18 protein-coding genes are annotated in these 17,086 nt (G+C 58.9%); 2 read left to right on the top strand and 16 right to left on the bottom strand.

Translation table 11 applies throughout. The features are described from left to right. Positions 1-16: 16 nt before the first annotated feature. Positions 17-439 carry a signal peptidase II gene (gene lspA, locus ACUM6F_RS02650; protein WP_425621639.1) on the bottom strand — a complete coding sequence of 141 codons (423 nt, stop codon included), beginning with the start codon at positions 437-439 and terminating at the stop codon, positions 17-19. A 230-nt stretch (positions 440-669) separates the two neighbouring features. Between lspA and ACUM6F_RS02645 the strand changes: the two genes are divergently transcribed. Both ACUM6F_RS02645 and ACUM6F_RS02640 read left to right on the top strand, forming a co-directional pair. Beyond that, the gene (locus ACUM6F_RS02645) at positions 670-1,284 is read left to right on the top strand and encodes a DUF47 domain-containing protein (RefSeq protein WP_425621638.1); all 615 of its coding nucleotides are present in this window, start codon (positions 670-672) and stop codon (positions 1,282-1,284) included. Positions 1,285-1,305: 21 nt separating this feature from the next. Continuing rightward, positions 1,306-2,313 carry an anion permease gene (locus ACUM6F_RS02640; protein WP_445348296.1) on the top strand — a complete coding sequence of 336 codons (1,008 nt, stop codon included), beginning with the start codon at positions 1,306-1,308 and terminating at the stop codon, positions 2,311-2,313. An 83-nt stretch (positions 2,314-2,396) separates the two neighbouring features. Here ACUM6F_RS02640 and ACUM6F_RS02635 read toward each other — a convergent pair whose 3' ends face one another. The 15 genes from ACUM6F_RS02635 to ACUM6F_RS02565 form a co-directional block, all read right to left on the bottom strand. Next, positions 2,397-4,046, bottom strand: a complete 1,650-nt coding sequence (locus ACUM6F_RS02635) for a ribonuclease J (RefSeq protein ID WP_426377672.1) — start codon at positions 4,044-4,046, stop codon at positions 2,397-2,399. A 300-nt stretch (positions 4,047-4,346) separates the two neighbouring features. Next, entirely contained in the window at positions 4,347-5,231 is an 885-nt protein-coding gene (gene dapA, locus ACUM6F_RS02630; protein ID WP_425621635.1) for a 4-hydroxy-tetrahydrodipicolinate synthase, read from the bottom strand. Then, positions 5,232-6,452 (bottom strand): aspartate kinase, encoded by a 1,221-nt coding sequence (gene dapG, locus ACUM6F_RS02625; protein ID WP_445348295.1) that lies wholly within the window; start codon positions 6,450-6,452, stop codon positions 5,232-5,234. 47 nt (positions 6,453-6,499) lie between these two features. Continuing rightward, positions 6,500-7,510 carry an aspartate-semialdehyde dehydrogenase gene (locus tag ACUM6F_RS02620; RefSeq protein WP_425621633.1) on the bottom strand — a complete coding sequence of 337 codons (1,011 nt, stop codon included), beginning with the start codon at positions 7,508-7,510 and terminating at the stop codon, positions 6,500-6,502. 15 nt (positions 7,511-7,525) lie between these two features. After that, positions 7,526-8,113 (bottom strand): dipicolinate synthase subunit B, encoded by a 588-nt coding sequence (locus tag ACUM6F_RS02615; RefSeq protein WP_445348294.1) that lies wholly within the window; start codon positions 8,111-8,113, stop codon positions 7,526-7,528. Positions 8,114-8,119: 6 nt separating this feature from the next. Further along, the gene (gene dpsA / locus ACUM6F_RS02610; protein ID WP_425621631.1) at positions 8,120-9,022 is read right to left on the bottom strand and encodes a dipicolinate synthase subunit DpsA; all 903 of its coding nucleotides are present in this window, start codon (positions 9,020-9,022) and stop codon (positions 8,120-8,122) included. 73 nt (positions 9,023-9,095) lie between these two features. Beyond that, entirely contained in the window at positions 9,096-9,896 is an 801-nt protein-coding gene (gene dapB / locus ACUM6F_RS02605; RefSeq protein WP_425621630.1) for a 4-hydroxy-tetrahydrodipicolinate reductase, read from the bottom strand. Positions 9,897-10,000: 104 nt separating this feature from the next. Further along, a complete protein-coding gene (locus ACUM6F_RS02600; RefSeq protein ID WP_425621629.1) occupies positions 10,001-10,168 on the bottom strand; it encodes a hypothetical protein in 168 nt (55 codons plus the stop codon). Further along, entirely contained in the window at positions 10,149-11,168 is a 1,020-nt protein-coding gene (locus ACUM6F_RS02595; protein ID WP_425621628.1) for an SDH family Clp fold serine proteinase, read from the bottom strand. The genes ACUM6F_RS02600 and ACUM6F_RS02595 overlap by 20 nt, the downstream gene beginning before the upstream one ends. 154 nt (positions 11,169-11,322) lie before the next feature. Then, the gene (locus ACUM6F_RS02590) at positions 11,323-11,592 is read right to left on the bottom strand and encodes a YlmC/YmxH family sporulation protein (protein ID WP_425621627.1); all 270 of its coding nucleotides are present in this window, start codon (positions 11,590-11,592) and stop codon (positions 11,323-11,325) included. Between the two features lie 14 nt (positions 11,593-11,606). After that, positions 11,607-11,936: a hypothetical protein gene (locus tag ACUM6F_RS02585; RefSeq protein ID WP_425621626.1), complete on the bottom strand. Its 330-nt coding sequence runs from the start codon at positions 11,934-11,936 to the stop codon at positions 11,607-11,609. Between the two features lie 135 nt (positions 11,937-12,071). Next, positions 12,072-12,539: a dUTP diphosphatase gene (dut, locus tag ACUM6F_RS02580; RefSeq protein WP_425621625.1), complete on the bottom strand. Its 468-nt coding sequence runs from the start codon at positions 12,537-12,539 to the stop codon at positions 12,072-12,074. A 72-nt stretch (positions 12,540-12,611) separates the two neighbouring features. After that, positions 12,612-13,874 (bottom strand): M16 family metallopeptidase, encoded by a 1,263-nt coding sequence (locus tag ACUM6F_RS02575; protein WP_425621624.1) that lies wholly within the window; start codon positions 13,872-13,874, stop codon positions 12,612-12,614. Between the two features lie 4 nt (positions 13,875-13,878). Next, the gene (locus ACUM6F_RS02570; RefSeq protein WP_445348293.1) at positions 13,879-14,703 is read right to left on the bottom strand and encodes a polysaccharide deacetylase family protein; all 825 of its coding nucleotides are present in this window, start codon (positions 14,701-14,703) and stop codon (positions 13,879-13,881) included. Between the two features lie 111 nt (positions 14,704-14,814). Beyond that, complete coding sequence (locus tag ACUM6F_RS02565; protein WP_445348292.1) at positions 14,815-17,070, bottom strand: polyribonucleotide nucleotidyltransferase; 2,256 nt, start codon at positions 17,068-17,070, stop codon at positions 14,815-14,817. Positions 17,071-17,086 lie beyond the last annotated feature (16 nt).

The following is a 17,086-nucleotide window of genomic DNA, read 5'->3' as shown; positions in this document are numbered from 1 at the left end:
GCGGGCATAGCGCACCTCATTCTTCGGCATGTTTGCAATAACTTTTCAGGAGTACGAGGACGACGCCCGAAACGATAGCCACGTCCGCGACGTTAAACACCGGCCACACCCTGAAGTCGATGAAATCCACAACGCCTTGCCATCGCAGTCGGTCGATAAGGTTACCGACGGCCCCGCCCAGGATCAATCCGGCGGGAACCGCCAGGCCAGTCCCGACAATTTTCCGGTGACCGACGAACGCAGCCAGGACGACGGCGACGGTAACACCCGTGAGGACGCCGGTTTGCCCGTTCAGCAGTCCGAAAGCGCCCCCGGGGTTGTGAATGTGCGTCAAGTAAAGAATCCCGGGGATGACGGGCACGCTTACGCCCAGAGGCAGCGCGGCGGCGATGACCCATTTGCTCGCCTGGTCAAACACGACAGTGAGGAGTGTTGTCAACCAGAGAATTGTCTACCGGCCCCTTTCTGTCCGCAAATAACTTAACAACGTTAATCGTTTCCCCATCCTAAGGCGCGAGACAAAACATACTACCCGCGAAAATATGGTAACAGTCCTTTACACCCGGGTCAATGGCCGCTGGAACCGTACCTGGAATGTTAAATTGTTTCGACAATTAGGACAGGTTGTGCTAACATTGCAGGTAGAGAACTGAACGAGGTGGGATGCCGGTGTTTCATTTCCGCAAACAGAACTTCTTTTTTCAACAGTTTCAACTGATTGTCAAGAATTTAAACGAGGCCTCCGCCTATTTCAGGGCTAATGTTTGCGCCACTAAAGACCTCGAAGGCTTTGCCCGGCAGATGAAGGAATACGAGAAGAAGGGTGACGGCTTTACCCACGCTATCTTCAAAGCGCTCAACACCACCTTTGTCACTCCGCTGGAGCGCGAAGACATCCTCGGCCTGACAGTGAAGCTGGACGACATCCTGGACGGACTTGAGGCTGCGGCATCCCTCATCGACATTTACGGCATCAGCGAATGCACCTTCACCACCGCGTTCTCGCAAAACATCGGCCACTGCATCGACGAGGTAACGGCCGCCATACATCTCCTTACCGAACGCAAGCTGACGCAAATCACCCAGTACACGCATTCAATCAACGAATTGGAGAACGAGGCCGACGAACTGCTTTTGGTCAGCATGAAGGCCCTCTTTACACAGGAGAAGGACGCCATCCAGATCATCAAAAAAAAGGAAATCTACACCGTCCTGGAAAACATCTCCGACCTCTGCGAAGATGTCGCCGACATCCTGGAAAGCATCATCATGCGCAATTCGTAATTCGCCGTTACGGAGGAAGCGATGTTTTGTGATTTATGGCTAATCGCTACAGTGGTTGCGCTGGCGCTCGCCTTCGACTTCGTCAACGGTTTCCACGACACCGCCAACGCAATCGCCAGTCCCATCTCCACGCGGGCGCTTAACCCGCGTTTTGCCGTTTTGTTGGCCGCCGTAATGAACTTCGTCGGAGCGCTGACCTTTACCGGCGTGGCTAAAACCATCGGCGGCAAAATCGCCGACCCGATGAAACTGGAAGCAGGACTCTACATCGTTCTGGCAGCCCTTATCGCCGCAATTTTTTGGAACCTCGTCACCTGGTACGTCGGCATGCCGTCGAGTTCATCGCATGCCCTGATCGGGGCGTTGACAGGAGCCGTTGTCGCCGCGGCGGGGTTCTCGGCCGTCAATGCAGGCGGTTTTACCAAGATCATCGCCTCCCTTATTCTCTCACCCCTGGTTGCCGCTACAGTCGGCTACACGCTGATGAGCCTGGTAAGAATGGTCTTCGCCAATGCCAATCCTCACCGGATCAACAACGGTTTCCGCAAAGGACAGCTCTTTACCGCCGCCTTTCAGGCCTTTACCCACGGCACCAACGACGCGCAGAAAACCATGGGCATCATCACCTTCGCCCTTGTCGCCGGCGGTTTTCAGAACACCCTGGAGGTAGCGTTGTGGGTCAAAATTGCGGCGGCCCTGGCCATGGCCCTGGGCACCTATGCAGGTGGCTGGCGCATCATTAAAACGGTGGGCACGCGCATTTTCCCGCTGCGCCCTTCAAGCGGTTTCTCCGCGGACTTGGGCTCGGCCGTTACCATTCTTACGGCAACCCTTCTCAGCCAGCCCGTCAGTACCACCCACGTTATTTCTTCGTCGATCGTCGGTGTGGGACTGGCCCGGCGGTCCTCGTCGGTAAAGTGGACCACCACCCGCAACATGGTTACGACCTGGGTTTTTACCATTCCAGCGACGGCTCTTGTCGCCGCATTATCTTTCGAACTGCTGCGCTGGATCTTTAATGTTTCCTAAAAATTTGGCATTCCCGAACGGCCCGGCACCCAATTTATACTTAACTACCAACAGGGCCGCACCCCGCGGATGCGGCCCTGTTGTCATTCAATTTCCATGATGATCGGCAGGATCATCGGCCGTCGGCCCGTTTTCTCATACAAGAACTTGCTGAGTGTTTCACGCATCTCCGACTTTAAGACGGACCACTCGCTGATGCCGCGCTTGGTACACTTCTCCAGGGCCTCGCGCACCTTTTCCTTGGCGTCGTCCATTAGCGCCTCGGACTCGCGCACGTAAACGAAGCCGCGCGAGACGATGTCCGGGCCGGCCAGGACCTCTCCCTGGCTCTGGTTGATGGTGACCACGACAATCAGTATGCCGTCAAGCGCGAGCTGCTTGCGGTCGCGCAGGACGATGTTGCCGACGTCGCCCACGCCGAGCCCGTCGACCAAGACCTTTCCCGAAGTCACGCGGCCGGCTATGCGGCCCGCCTTCTTCGTAAACTCCAGCACCTGCCCGTTTTCCGCTACGAAGATGTTTTCGGGGGGGATTTGCAGGCTTTTGGCCAGCTCGGCGTGTTTCTTAAGCATCCGGTATTCTCCATGGACCGGCACAAAGAATTTCGGACGCACAAGGTTAATCATCAACTTGAGTTCTTCCTGGCTGGGATGGCCGGAAACGTGGATACCCGACGTGGACTCGTAATAGACTTCCGCCCCGAGTCTCAACAAATGGTCGATAATCCGGCCGACGAGCTTCTCATTGCCGGGAATCGGCGTAGCCGAGATGATAATGGTGTCGCCGGGGAGGATGTCCACCTGCTTGTGGCTGTCCATAGCCATTCGCGTCAGAGCCGACATAGGCTCGCCCTGGCTCCCGGTGGTCAGCAATACCACCTTGTTGCGGGGCAAGCGGCCGGCTTCCTCGATGTCGACCAGGGTATCGGGAGGGATGTTCAGGTAACCCAATTCAAAGGCCGTGTTGACGACGTTGACCATGCTCCGGCCGACTACCGCTACCTTGCGCCCGTGCCGGTGCGCCGCCATAATCGCCTGCTGCAGGCGGTGCACGTTCGAAGCGAAGGTGGCGACGAGAATGCGTTCCTTGGCCTTCCGAAAAGCGCGGTCAAAGGTCTCCCCGACCACGGACTCGGACATGGTAAAGCCGGGACGTTCCACGTTGGTGCTGTCCGAAAGCAAGACCAGCACACCCTTCTCCCCGAGCTGGGCGAAGCGGTGCAGGTCGATCATCTCCCCGTCGACCGGGGTATGGTCGATCTTGAAGTCGCCGGTATGTACCACCACGCCCAGCGGGGTGTGCAGCGCCAGGGCGACGGCGTCGGGAACGCTGTGCGAGACGCGAATGAACTCCACGCCAAAAGCCCCGATACGAATAGCGTCACGCGGTTTTACGACCCGGAGATCGGCCTGGTCTTCAAACTCCTGCTCGCGCAGTTTTCCGCTCAGCAGGCCGAGGGTCAACTTCGTCCCGTAAACCGGCACATTCAGCTGTTTCAACACGTAGGGGAGAGCGCCGATGTGATCCTCGTGTCCGTGCGTGAGAACGATGCCCCGTACCAGCAACTGGTTTTCGAGAAGATAGGAGACGTCCGGAATCACGATATCGATGCCGAGCATCTCCTCCTCGGGAAACATCAGTCCGCAATCTATGACGACGATATCATTGCCGTAACGGACGGCCATGATATTCTTACCGATCTCACCGAGGCCTCCGAGCGGGATTATTTGCAGTTTTCCATCGCGCGTCTGTCGTACACCTCCTGTTTTACAAAAAAATAAAGAACCCGGTGCCGGTCCGTTCACGAATTCTGAAAACATTGTATATTTTTTGGCCTTAATAGACAAGTATAACCAAAAGAGAAAAACATACCTTAAAGGGATTCGCTCCGCGAATCCCTTCTATCCCGGCGACCTTGACGGCCTACAACCGACGATCAATTATTACCTTCTATCCCGGCGACCTTGACGGCCTACAACCGACGATCAATTATTACTGCCTACCGCCGCTCAATCCGTCGGGATTGAGCCAATTTACAGCAGCCCTGCCGAACACATGAGCTTCCTTAAGGCTTCCTTCTCCTCGTCGTTGGCCTCGACAAGCGGCGGTCGCGGCGGCCCGACCCCCCAGCCCAAGAGATTGAGCGCCGCTTTGATGGGTACGGGGTTCGTGGTGATGAAGATCCCCTTAATCATCGGGTAAAGCTCGCGGTGCAGTTTTGCCGCCCGTCCCACATTGCCGGTGGTAAAGGCGTCACACATCTCCTGGATCTGCCTGCCCATCAGGTGGGCGAGCACGCTGACGACGCCCTTGCACCCCAGAGACAGCAAAGGGAGCGTCATGGAGTCGTCGCCGCTGTAAACGGCGAAGGATTCCGGCAGCAGGCGTAGCAATTCCGTGGCTTGATCCGTGCTGCCCGTCGATTCTTTCAAGGCGATGATGTTCGGGATCTGTGCCAGCCGGGCCACCGTCTGCGGGAGGAGATTGACCCCGGTGCGGGAGGGGATGTTGTACAGCATGATCGGGAGACTGGTCGACTCGGCGACGGCTTTAAAATGCTGGTACAACCCTTCCTGGGAGGGCTTGTTGTAGTAAGGGCATACCAGGAGCAGCGCGTCTACGCCGACCTTCTCCGCGGCCTGGGTCAGGGCGATGCTCTCCTTGGTGGAATAGCTCCCGGTCCCCGCCACGACGACGGCCTTGCCGCCGACCTCTTCCACCACAGCACGGAAAAGCTCGACCTTTTCGTCCTTGCCGAGCGTCGGTGATTCCCCGGTCGTTCCGCAAACGAGCAGGCCGTCGGAGCCGTTCTCCACCAGGTACCTGGCAAGCTTGCGGGCCACAGGCAGGTTAACCTCGAGCGAACGGTCAAAGGGGGTCACCATCGCCGTTAAAACACGCCCAAAATCAAAAGTCAATTATCTCGCCTCCCGAAGATGAAACTTTTCATACAACGCGCGAATAGCCTTCTCCATATCCCGGCGTCTTACGAGCACCCAAATCGTGGTATAGGAATCGGCGGATTGCAAGATCTCGATGCCCTGGTCGGCAAGAGCCTCGACGATGCGGGCCATTACACCCGGCACGCCGGTCATGCCGGCGCCCACAGCGGCAATCTTCGCGCACCCGGCGGTCACCTCCGGGCGGCAGCCCATGTCTTCCAGCGTACGGACCGCTTTACTTACATCCAGGTCCTTCACGGTGAAAGCCACGACGTCGGGATGCACGTTGATCAGGTCCACGCTGACGCCAGCGTCGGCCATTGCGCGGAATACCTGGCGCGCTGTAACTTCCGCCCCCGCGGCCACCTTGATCTGGCTGATGTGCTGTATGTAGGTAATACCCGTGATCAGCCGGTCCGACGTAATGTCAATGCTGCCGTTGAAAACCTCCGCGTGGTTCGTAATCAGCGTCCCCGGCGCATCGCTGAAAGTCGACTTGATCCACAGGGGAATATTTTTTTGCATCGCGATCTCAACAGCGCGGGGATGGATCACCTTGGCGCCCTCCTGGGCCAGCTGGCATATCTCGTTATAGGTAACTTTTTCCAAGGGCTTGGCCTCTGTAACGATGCGCGGGTCGGCGGTCATGACGCCGTCCACGTCGGTGTATATGTCGATAGCCACGGCGTTTAAAGCCACCCCCAGGGCCGCAGCCGTCGTATCGCTGCCTCCCCGGCCGAGCGTGGTGATCTCGCCGTCTTCGGTGACGCCCTGGAAACCGGCCACCACCACGATCTTGCCTTCCTCGGCGGCCTCAATAATCCTTTTGGGCTTAACACGCAGAATCCTGGCCTCGTTGTGATAGGCGTTGGTGATGATGCCGGCCTGCGGACCGCTTAAGAAGACCACGTTTCGTCCGTATTTGCGCAGCGTTGCCGCGACGAGCACGCCAGAAATGATTTCGCCGCACGACATCAGCAGATCCTTATCACGCGGGGTAACGTTATCCCTCAAGTCCTCGGCCAGGCCGAGCAAACTGTCCGTCGAGTACGGATCCCCCTGCCTTCCCATCGCCGAAACGACGACCACCGGACGGTATCCCTGTTCCTCCGCCGCGATGACCTTGGCAGCGGCACGTTCACGGAGCTCGGCGGTACTTAAAGACGTTCCGCCGAACTTCTGCACCAAAAACCTCATCCTCAACCCCTCTCGCCACTTTCCGGGATCTATGGACCGAAAATTCTTTAAACCATCCCGTAAGCGATCAGAATCTCCGCGATCTGGACGGCGTTCGTGGCGGCTCCCTTCCTGAGCTGGTCGGCGACGATGAACATGTTCAAACCGTTGGCCGTGGAGTTGTCCTGCCTTATCCTGCCGACGAAAACTTCGTCCCTGTCCGCCGCCAGCACCGGCATCGGGTACTTCTTCGCGGCAGGCTCGTCGTACACGATCACTCCGGGGGCCTGCCCGAGGATGCGACGGGCTTCGTCAGGCAAAAGCGGCTTCCTGGTCTCGATGTTGACGGCTTCCGAATGACAGCGTACGACCGGCACGCGGACCGTCGTGGCCGTGATCCGCAGCGATTCGTCGTGGAATATTTTCCTCGTTTCCTTGACCATCTTCCATTCTTCCTTCGTGTAGTCGAGGTCCTGGAAGACATCGATGTGCGGGATAAGGTTGAAGGCGATCTGGTACGGAAACACCTTCGGTTCGGACCGTTCACCGTTCAAGACGGCCCTTGTCTGTTCCTCCAGTTCGGTAATCGCCGCCGCACCGGCCCCCGAAACGGCCTGATAGGTAGCGACCACGATCCGTTCGACACCCACAGCGTCGTAGATGGGTTTCAACGGCACCGCCATAATGATCGTGGAACAGTTCGGGTTGGCGATAATACCCTTGTGCCACCTGACATCCTCGGGATTGACCTCCGGAACGACCAGAGGCACCTCCGGATCCATTCGGAAAGCGCTGGAGTTATCGATGACAACCGCGCCTTCCTTAGCCGCCGTACGGGCGAACTCCTTGCTGGCCGCGCCGCCTGCGAACAGGGCGATTTCCACATTCCGAAACGAAGAGTGCGTCGTCTCTTCGACGGTAATCGTCTCACCCCTGAACGCGATCTTTTTCCCGGCTGAACGCGAGGTCGCCAGAAGGCGCAATTCCGAGATCGGGAATTTTCGCTCATCCAGAACCTTCAAGATTTCCTGCCCTACCGCGCCGGTGGCACCCACTACACATACGCTGCGTCCGCCCAACGTACAACCTCCCTCTCAGTTATAAGTCACCAATACAGGCTGCAACTGCCGTCCCTTCAGGGCTTCGGTGACCGTCGGTCCAACCATGTCCATTTTGGCCACGAGTGAATTTGGTTTGCCGGCGGGGTTATCCTGCCCGAAAGGAACGAAGTATACGTTTTTGGTATTCAATAGGGTACCTAAGTTCCGGGCATTCAATCCCAGTCCGTCATTTGTCGAGACCGCGATAACGACGGGACCCCCGTTTCTGAGATGGGCCTTGGCGGCCATCAATACGGGATTGTCCGTTATCCCGTTGGCCAGCTTAGCCAGCGTGTTGCCGGTGCACGGGGCGATCACGACCACGTCGACCAGCTTGTTGGGTCCAAGGGGCTCGACCCCGACGATATCTTTAAGCACCGTATGCCCCGTGAGCTCTTCAAGTCGCGAAAGCCACGAGGCCGCAGTGCCATAGCGGGTGTCAATGGCGGCGACTTCTTGGGTAACGATAGGTATTATTTCGGCTCCTTGCGCCAACAACCCTTCAATTTGTTTGAACACCGCTTCCAAGGTACAGAAGGAACCGGTTATCCCGAAACCGATCCTGAGTCCTTTGTAGCGCATCAACAATCACCTCCCGTCTTCTGCGGAAGCCGGGGGTGACTCGGCGATTACCTTCGCCACAATGCGCGCCAGAATTTGGCCTGCGGTCTTGGGAGCAACCATCCCCGGGAGCGACGGGGCCAGCTCGGCCGTGATGCCCAACTGTTCAGCAGCCTTGAAATCCGTTCCCCCGGGCGCAGAGGCGAGGTCGAGGATATACGTTCCCGGCAAAACGCGCTGCAGGACCGGCCTGTCAAGGACCATCTGCGGAACGGTGTTGAAAATGATCTCCGCCCTGCTGACGGCATCGCCCAGCCTGTCGAAGTCAAACACCTCGCAGCCCATCTCCAGGGCGCGCGCCTGAGCGGCAGGGTTACGGGCCGCCACGGCGGTCATCGCTCCCATGCCTTTAAGAAGCCTGGCCAGCGTTATGCCGGTACGGCCAAAGCCGACGACCAGGGAACGGGACCCGTGAATGGTGATCAATGTCTTGCTCATTGCCATCTGAATCGCGCCCTCCGCGGAGGGAATCGAGTTGAGGATGGCAAAATCATCGCGCTGATTGAGCTCAACTAGTTGCAAACCGTAACGCCTTACTACATCCTTCAGATACAGCTTCGCCAGGATACAGATCACCGGGCAGGTCCGCGGGACCTTCGCAAAAATCCGTTCCGGAATGGCAACCAGTTCCCCGTTCAGGGTGGCTAAAAGCCCTTCCTGGTTGATGCCCGGCAAAGGAACGACAAGGGCATCGGCACTGGCAACCAGTTCCTCAAGGTCTTCAGTCGTTGTAACGTTGGGAACCCCGGAATTGACCGGCAGAAAGGACACTCGTACAAGGGCACCGTACTCCGCAAGCTGGGTAGCCGCATAAGCGCTGCGGGCGTCTCCGCCCAAGATGCTTATCCGCACCCCTCTGATTGATTGCATGGCTACACACCCCCTGGCTATACGACATCATATGAGCTGTTCCAGGGGGCGGTGCTTGTACGGAAACCCGCCTTTATTCGAAGATAAGCTTGTCCAGCCCGTAGACCAAACGGTTTAAGCCCATTACCTTGCGGATACCCAGGATAACCCCGGGCATAAAGGATTCCCGCGAGATGGAGTCGTGCCTGATCGTCAGGGTCTGGCCCTGCCCGCCGAAAACCACCTCTTGATGAGCGACGAGCCCCGGGAGACGAACGCTGTGAACCCGTATGCCCCCGTCGTACTCCCCGCCGCGGGCCCCGGGAATCTTAAGCTCTTCGCGCCCGGCGTTGTGGCGCGAGTCGGCTCTTACCGCCGCAATCATTTCCGCTGTTTTCAGGGCGGTCCCGGAAGGGGCGTCAAGCTTGTGGTCGTGGTGCAGCTCGATAATTTCGACGGCCGGGAAGTAGGACGCCGCCATTTCTGCGAAACGCATCATCAGAATGGCGCCTATCGCAAAATTCGGCGCCACCAGCCCGCCAAGCGAGCGCTCTTCGGCATAAGCCGTCATCCGCTCGAGGTCGCTCCTGCCGATTCCGGTGGTGCCGACAACCGGCCGCACTCCTGCATCGAGGGCGAGCAAGACGTTTTTGACCACGGAGGCGGGAGTAGTGAAGTCCACCATCACGTCCGGGCGCAGGGCGCTTAAACACCGGCCGAGGTCGGGCTCGATTTCTATGCCCACCGGCCCGATGCCGGCCAGCACCCCGCAGTCCTCGCCCGCGTGCGAAACATCAACCGCGCCGACCAAGGTCAAATCCGGCTCGCCGGCAACGGCCTTGACGACCTCCCGGCCCATCCTCCCCGCAGCTCCAGACACGACTACCGTAGGCACAAAAAACAACCACCTTTTGACAGACAAGATTTTTGCTTATTTGTATTACATAAGAAGAAGCTTGTCAAGATCGGTCGTCAGTCAATCGCCATCGGTACTTCGTTTCACTCATTCTCGCGGACGATGATCTGCCTCCCCGCCGCCGGTCCGTACGGCGGCCGGTAATCGGCGGGGATGTAACCGGTAGAATCGCTGAGGACGTAGTACCGTTGTTTGCGGGGATAATTGAAGCGCACAGCAACCGTCCCCTTTTCAGTCGCGTCGTCTTTCATGTCCGGTCCCTCCTCTCGTCATCCGCCAGCCCTGCTGCACGATATTTACGTTGATCTGGGGTCCGTCCGGAAACTCCCGCCGTTCCACCGTCCCGCGGAAAACATACGCGTCCTGCCCGGCTTCCGACTCGATAAACCCTCCGGCAACTTCGAACTCCGCACGGCTCGCCCCGGCCAGCAGCGCCGCCGGATCAAACGGCTCGTCAAGACGCAGCCGGGCGCGGTACTCCTCGTACAGCTCCCACATCAGGCTTTCCATCTCGCCGTCGGGTTTAACGACATTGAGGCCGATCTCCGCGCCGGCCTCTTGACGGGATATCATATGGTTGTGGGCGTAAAGCTTTTGCGTCAGGCTGTCCACGATGTGCTGCACCTGCTCCGGTCCATACCTGTTCCGGGGCATAGCGAGAAGTCTTTTGGCCAGGGAGCGCACCAAATTGTAGTTGCGGTGCACGTTGCCCAAGGCCAGCGGGTGGATGGTTTCGGCCAGCCTGAGAAAAGCCTGCGTGAGAAAAGGCTCCGACCTGACGAGCGCCTCCTCGCGAACCAGGGCCAGATAAGCGTACACGTCCTCAACGTTGACCGGGATCCTTGCCGCCGGGTTAACCGGGTCCTGGGGGTTAAAGGCGTTGACGACGCTGGGGTCAATCGGGCCGAGCTCGGCAAGAGGCGTCATCAGGATCTCGTCGGCACCGAGGCAGAGGAGGGTGCCGGCACTGTAAGCCCTGAAAGGTACCAGCACCGAAAACCGGGGGGCGAATTCCCGGAACAGATGCACCAGCCGCCAGGGGGTGAGCACGTCCCCTCCGCGAGTATAGAGGAAGAGGTCGATCCCCCGGGCAGGGCTTGCCTGGCGCAGGTGCCGGTAAAACACAGGCACGGCGTCCGGCGCGATGCGCGTGCTTACGTTCTCGCGGTCGCCGGTAAAAAAAGTGATGACGGCGGTCTGGCGCAATTCTCCTATTCCGCGGAGGAGTTCAAGACGCCTTTTATAACTCAAGGGGGAGCCTCCAAGGTCTGTTTCCACATAGTATTAGTAGCCGCCGGCGTTCTCAAACAGCCTCTCACCACTCACCTCACACTTACCAAACCGCGGGCGAAGTTTTCAACAGTCCCTGGTGAGCGGGGGCATAAAAAGAAAATAGGCTGGCAAGCTACAAGGCGAACTTTCCCAGGCTGTCCGAGGTATTGTCCAGGTCGACGACGATAACGTCGTTGCCTATCTTGCGGACGGCTTCCCAGGGCACGATAAGCTGCCTCCCTTCAAACCATATGTTTAGGAGATTCGGCTTCCGGGGCAGGACAAGCGACTGGATCTTCCCCGTGCGCGAATCGATGATCAGGTCGGTTTCACCGATCGCGCCAAGGCGGCATCCATTGTAGAGATTGACGATTTCCTTGCCGAAAAGCTCCGACAGCCTCATACCCGCTAGCCTCCCTACCGTATTACGAAGCGACGGTAAAAATACTGGATAAACGCCTGGATGATCGCCAGGCTCAAGGAGAGCGTGGCGACGGGATCGACCTTCATGCCCCCCAGGCTGACCAGCGACGGAACCTCGATCTCAAGAAAGCCGATGAAGAGCTGGAGCGAAAGGTATATACCCCCGCCAACCCCGAGCAAGCCCGTGATGGCGCGGGATAAAGGGGACGGTTCGTTGAGGTCCCAGGACTTGGCCGCTCTGTACACCTGGGGACGACTGCGCTCCCAAATGAAAAAGACACTCAGGAGTATGAAGGCCAGCAAAAGGAATAGAAGGGTTCCCATACTTCCACCCCCTAGGAGACCGTTGAAAAACTGTGCCTGAACCCGATACGTTAACTTTGCAACACTCTCCTAGATAATGTCTATGGGACAGGTTGTGGAAATATGTCCACCCTTCATCCGAAAAAAATAGCCGTATTAAATGCCCGTAGAACCAAAGCCGCCGGCGCCGCGCCCGCTGGGCGACAGTTCTTCGACCCACTCCAATGCCGGCTTGACCAGCGATACAACCAGAAGCTGCGCGATCCGGTCGCCGGTCTTGACGGTGAAAGGTTCCTTTCCCAGGTTGATCAGCGGGCAAACGATCTCGCCGCGGTAATCCGCATCAATTACGCCTACGGCATTGGCCAGCGTAACGCCGTGTTTGGCCGCCAGGCCGCTGCGCGGGAAGACCAGGGCAACCAGCAACTCGGAAGGCAGCTCGATGGCTATGCCGGTCGGTATTCCGACGATCTCCCCCGGTGCCAGGGTTACCGGATTACTGATGCAAGCCGGCAAATCCAGGCCGGCCGAACCGCTGGTGGCGCAGCGGGGCTCGGGCACGCTCCCGCCGATGAGCGGGCACACCTTCTTTACTTTAACGCGGCAGTCAGATTTAATCTCCATGTCACCCTCCCGTTGCTGTAATTAAAAAGGAGTGGCGGGGCGCCACTCCGTCGCAGCGATTACGCTCAGGCTTTATAAAAGCCTCCCAAGCGCCTCCTGCCAGAACCGGCCGTCCTCCCAGGCGCCCACCGAGGCCAGGCAAAAGGCGTCAGGCCGCAGCAGCTTACGGGCGAGGTCCTGCACCTGTTCGGCGGTCACCGCCTCCACCTTCCGCACGACTTCATCCGGCGGCACGATCTTGCCCAGGTAGAGCTCCGATTTCCCCAGCCTGGTCAGCCGCGTATTCACGCTTTCGAGGTTGAGCAGGAAATTTCCCTTGATCTGGTCCTTCGCCCTTTTCAGCTCGTCCCGGTCGACGGGCTCCCGCCTGAGCTTGTCGATTTCGGCCATAACCAGCTCCAGCACCGTGTTGACGTTGTGGCCGGACAGCGCGCAGTAGATGCAGAAGACACCGGTATCGTGATACGAGCTGTGATAGGAATAGATGTTGTACACCAAACCGCGGTCCTCGCGGATCTGCTGGAAAAGCCGCGAGCTGATGCCCCCGCCGAGAACGGTGTTGAGCACCTGAATCTGATAAATTCTCTCGTCGCCGAACGGCAAGCCCTGCGTCCCCAGTACCAGGTGCACCTGCTCGGTATCCTTGGCCTTGAAGTTTACGGTCGGACAAGGCGTGGGGGTATCCAGCCGCCTGACCCGCGCCGCCGCCGGCAGGTTCCCGAACGTCCCTTGAAGCTGCTCCACGACGTCCTCGTGCCTGATGTTGCCGGCGGCCGCGATCACTATCCCGCCGTCCAGGTAGTGATCGCGGTAGAAAGCGAGCAGGTCTTCGCGGCACATATCTTTGACCACGCCGGCGTTGCCGATGACCGGCCTGCCGAGAACGTGACCCATCCAAAGGGTGCTGGCGAACACGTCGTGCACAAGTTCGTCGGGGGCGTCCTCGTACATCTTGATTTCTTCCACGATAACGTTCTTTTCCCGCTCGACGTCCTCTTCCCTGAAGCTGGAGTTGAAGAGCATATCGGTCAAGACGTCGACGGCAAGCCCGAAATGCTCGTCCAAAATTCTGGCGTAATAGCAGGTGTATTCCTTGGTGGTAAAGGCGTTAAGCTGGCCGCCGACCGCATCGAGCGCCTCGGCGATGTCCTTGGCGGTCCGCTTGCCCGTCCCCTTGAACATCATGTGCTCGATGAAGTGCGACGCGCCGTTCAACCTTTCGTTTTCGTCCCTCGACCCGACGTCGACCCAGATCCCCACAGCGGCCGAGCGAACGTAGGGGATCTCCTCGGTGAGAATGCGCACCCCGTTCGCGAGGGTCACCTTTCTTACCATACTTCTACCTCCACGCCAACAATTCGCGTCGTTCCATGAAAATCCTGCAGTCGGCTCCACGCTTTACAGCATATCCCAAATACGCTCCTACAATTAACAAAGGACCTGCATTGTCAGGTCCTTTGCCTTGTTCAAGCAGTTCCGAAACCGTCCTCACCTCGTAACCCTGCATCCTAAGTTCGTCGATGAGGTCGGGGAGCGCCGCCGCCGTCGCCGCCGTCGGATGCATCAGGACGATCCCGCCGGGGTGGATTTTGCGGGTTACGCGTTTTATGATGGCCCTTTGATCCCTGTATTTCCAGTCAACCGAATCTACGCTCCAGAGGATCGTCTTATACCCCAGCTGTTCGGCGGCCAGGAGAACGGCGTTTCCCCGTTCCCCATACGGGGGGGCGTACAGGCGGGGCTTAACCCCCAGGATGTCCTGGAGCACCTCTTCCGCCTTTTGGATATCACGCATATTGCCGTCAACGGACAGGTGATCGGGGTGGGGGTGCGCGTAGCCATGACTGCCGATTTCGTGTCCGGCAGCGGCCATTTGCTTCACGAGGTCGGGAAACTTCGCCGCCCAACGGCCGGTGACAAAAAAGGTCAGTTTAACGTTTTTAAGCTTGCATGTTTCCAGTACCGCCGGCAGGTACTCCTCTCCCCAGTCCACGTTTATGGTCAGGGCGACGCGCTTCCCGTCTTCGGGACCGTTATAGATCGGTTCCGCAACCGTCGGGACGGCGGCCCTTTCCAGGCTCATCAGGTATCCGCCGATCAAGGGGACCACCACGGCAACCACTAGCAGAACCATCTTCCTGCCGCTGAAAAAATACGCTCGCAAGTCCTTCACCTCATGTGATGACTATGCGGGCGCCCCGGCAAATTTGCCATCAAAACAAACAACCCCCGTCAGGGGTTGTCGTAAAATTTGTTCTGCTCAGCCGTCGCCGGCTTAGCTGGAGCGGCCGCCGCCCCCGAAGCGGGAACGCGGCCTCCGGCCGCCGCGGTCGCGGTCGCCGGATTCGCCGCGCTCGGGCAGCGCAGCGTCCTTGACCCCTTTGTAAGTCGCCAGTTCCTCGGGAGTCATCGCTTCTTTCCTGGACAGCTTCAGGCGGCCTTGAGGGTCGTAGCCGATGGCCTTGACCAGGATCTGGTCGCCTTCCTTGACGACATCCTCGACAGCCCGCACCCGGACCGGCGCCAGCTGCGAAATGTGCACAAGGCCGTCCTTGCCGGACATGCCAAAAACGCCGGGAATAACCTCCACGAACGCGCCGAAATCCATGACCTTGACCACGCGACCAAGGTAAACCTTGCCTATCTCCACCTCGGCCGTAATAGCGTTGATCAGGGAAAGCGCTTTTTCGGCCGCCTCGCGGTTGGGAGCGGTAATAAAGCACCGCCCGTCGTCCTCGATGTCGATATCGGCGCCTGTCTCCTCGGTGATCTTGCGAATGACTTTACCTCCGGGACCGATGACTTCCCTTATCTTGTCGGGGTCGATAACGGTATGCAGGACCCGCGGCGCATACGGCGACAGTTCGGGCCTGGGCGCGGGCAGAAGCTCTTCGATCTTGTCTAGGATGAACATCCGCGCATCTCTGGCTTGGGCGAGCGCCCTGCCCAGGATCTCGGTGTTGACTCCGGCGATCTTGATGTCCATCTGCAGCGCGGTAATGCCTTTGCGCGTGCCGGCCACCTTGAAGTCCATGTCGCCCAGGTGGTCCTCGATCCCCTGGATATCGGTAAGGATCGTGAAGTCATCGCCTTCCTTGATGAGGCCCATGGCGATACCGGCCACCGGCGCCTTCACGGGCACGCCGGCGTCCAGCAGCGCCAGGGTCGAACCGCAGACGCTGCCCATGGACGTCGAGCCGTTCGAGGAGAGGACCTCGCTGACGATGCGGATGGTGTAAGGGAACTTGTCCTCCGGCGGGATAACCGCCTCGATCGCCCTTTCAGCCAGGGCCCCGTGACCGATCTCGCGCCGCCCGGGGGACCGTATCGGGCGCGTTTCCCCGGTGGAGTAGGAAGGGAAGTTGTAGTGGTGCATAAACCGCTTGCTTTCCTCGGCCTCGAGGTTGTCCAGAATCTGCTCGTCGCTGATGGCACCCAGCGTGACGACCGAGAGAACCTGCGTCTGTCCCCGTTGGAACAGACCGGAGCCGTGCGTCCGGGGCAGGATGCCAGCCTCGACGCTGATCGCCCTGATCTCGTCGAGGGCGCGCCCGTCGATGCGGACTTTCTCCCTGGCGATCAGCTCCCTGACCACTTCTTTTTCGGTTGCGTCGACGATCTCCTTGATCGCGGCCTCCTGCTCGGGGAAAGTCTCCAGGGCCGCGGCCACCAGCTCTTTGATCACGTTTTCCAGATATTCCTCGCGCGGCTTTTTCTCCAGGCGGTTGTCCTTACAGTAAAGCACGGCCTCGCGGAGCTTTTGCCTGGCGTTCTCTTTAACCGCGGCGACCAGCTCGGGGGCCGGCTCTACGGGGGAAACCTCTTCCTTTTCCTTGGCCAGGCCCAGGGCCAGGCACTCGGCGCGCAGTTCGTTGACAAACCGCACGATCTTTTTGATTTCCCCGTGGGCGAGCTCGATCGCCTCGATGATCACGTCCTCGGGGACTTCATTCGCGCCGGCTTCGACCATATTCACGGCCGTCTCGGTGCCGGCCACGACGAGGTGCAGGTCGCTCTTGCCGGACTGCTCCAGGGTAGGATTGACGACCAGCCGCCCGTCCACCCGGCCGATGATCACCCCGCCTATGGGACCGTTGAACGGGATGTCGGAGATCATCAAAGCGCAAGACGTCCCGAACATCGCTGTAATCACGGGCGCGCAGTCCTGGTCGACCGACATCACGGTGGCCACAACGTGCACGTCTTTGCGCAGCTGCTTGGGAAACAAGGGACGGATGGAACGGTCGATCAGGCGCGCGTTCAGAATGGCCTTTTCACCGGGGCGTCCCTCGCGCTTCATGAAGCTGCCGGGTATACGACCCACAGCGTAATGGCGTTCCTCGTAGTCAACCATCAGGGGGAAGAAATCAAGGCCTTCCCGCAACTGGGCGGCCGTGGTGGCAACCAAAACCACCGTATCTCCGTAGCGCGCCAGGGCCGACCCGCTGGCCTGACCCGCCATCCGGCCGATCTCCACGCTCAGTTCGCGGCCGCCGATTTCTATGCTGCGTCTTATATATTGTTGCGACATGAAATCCTTTTCCCTC

The sequence above is a fragment of the Desulforudis sp. DRI-14 genome (assembly GCF_052618305.1).
This window is presented reverse-complemented; position numbering and strand designations above follow the sequence as displayed.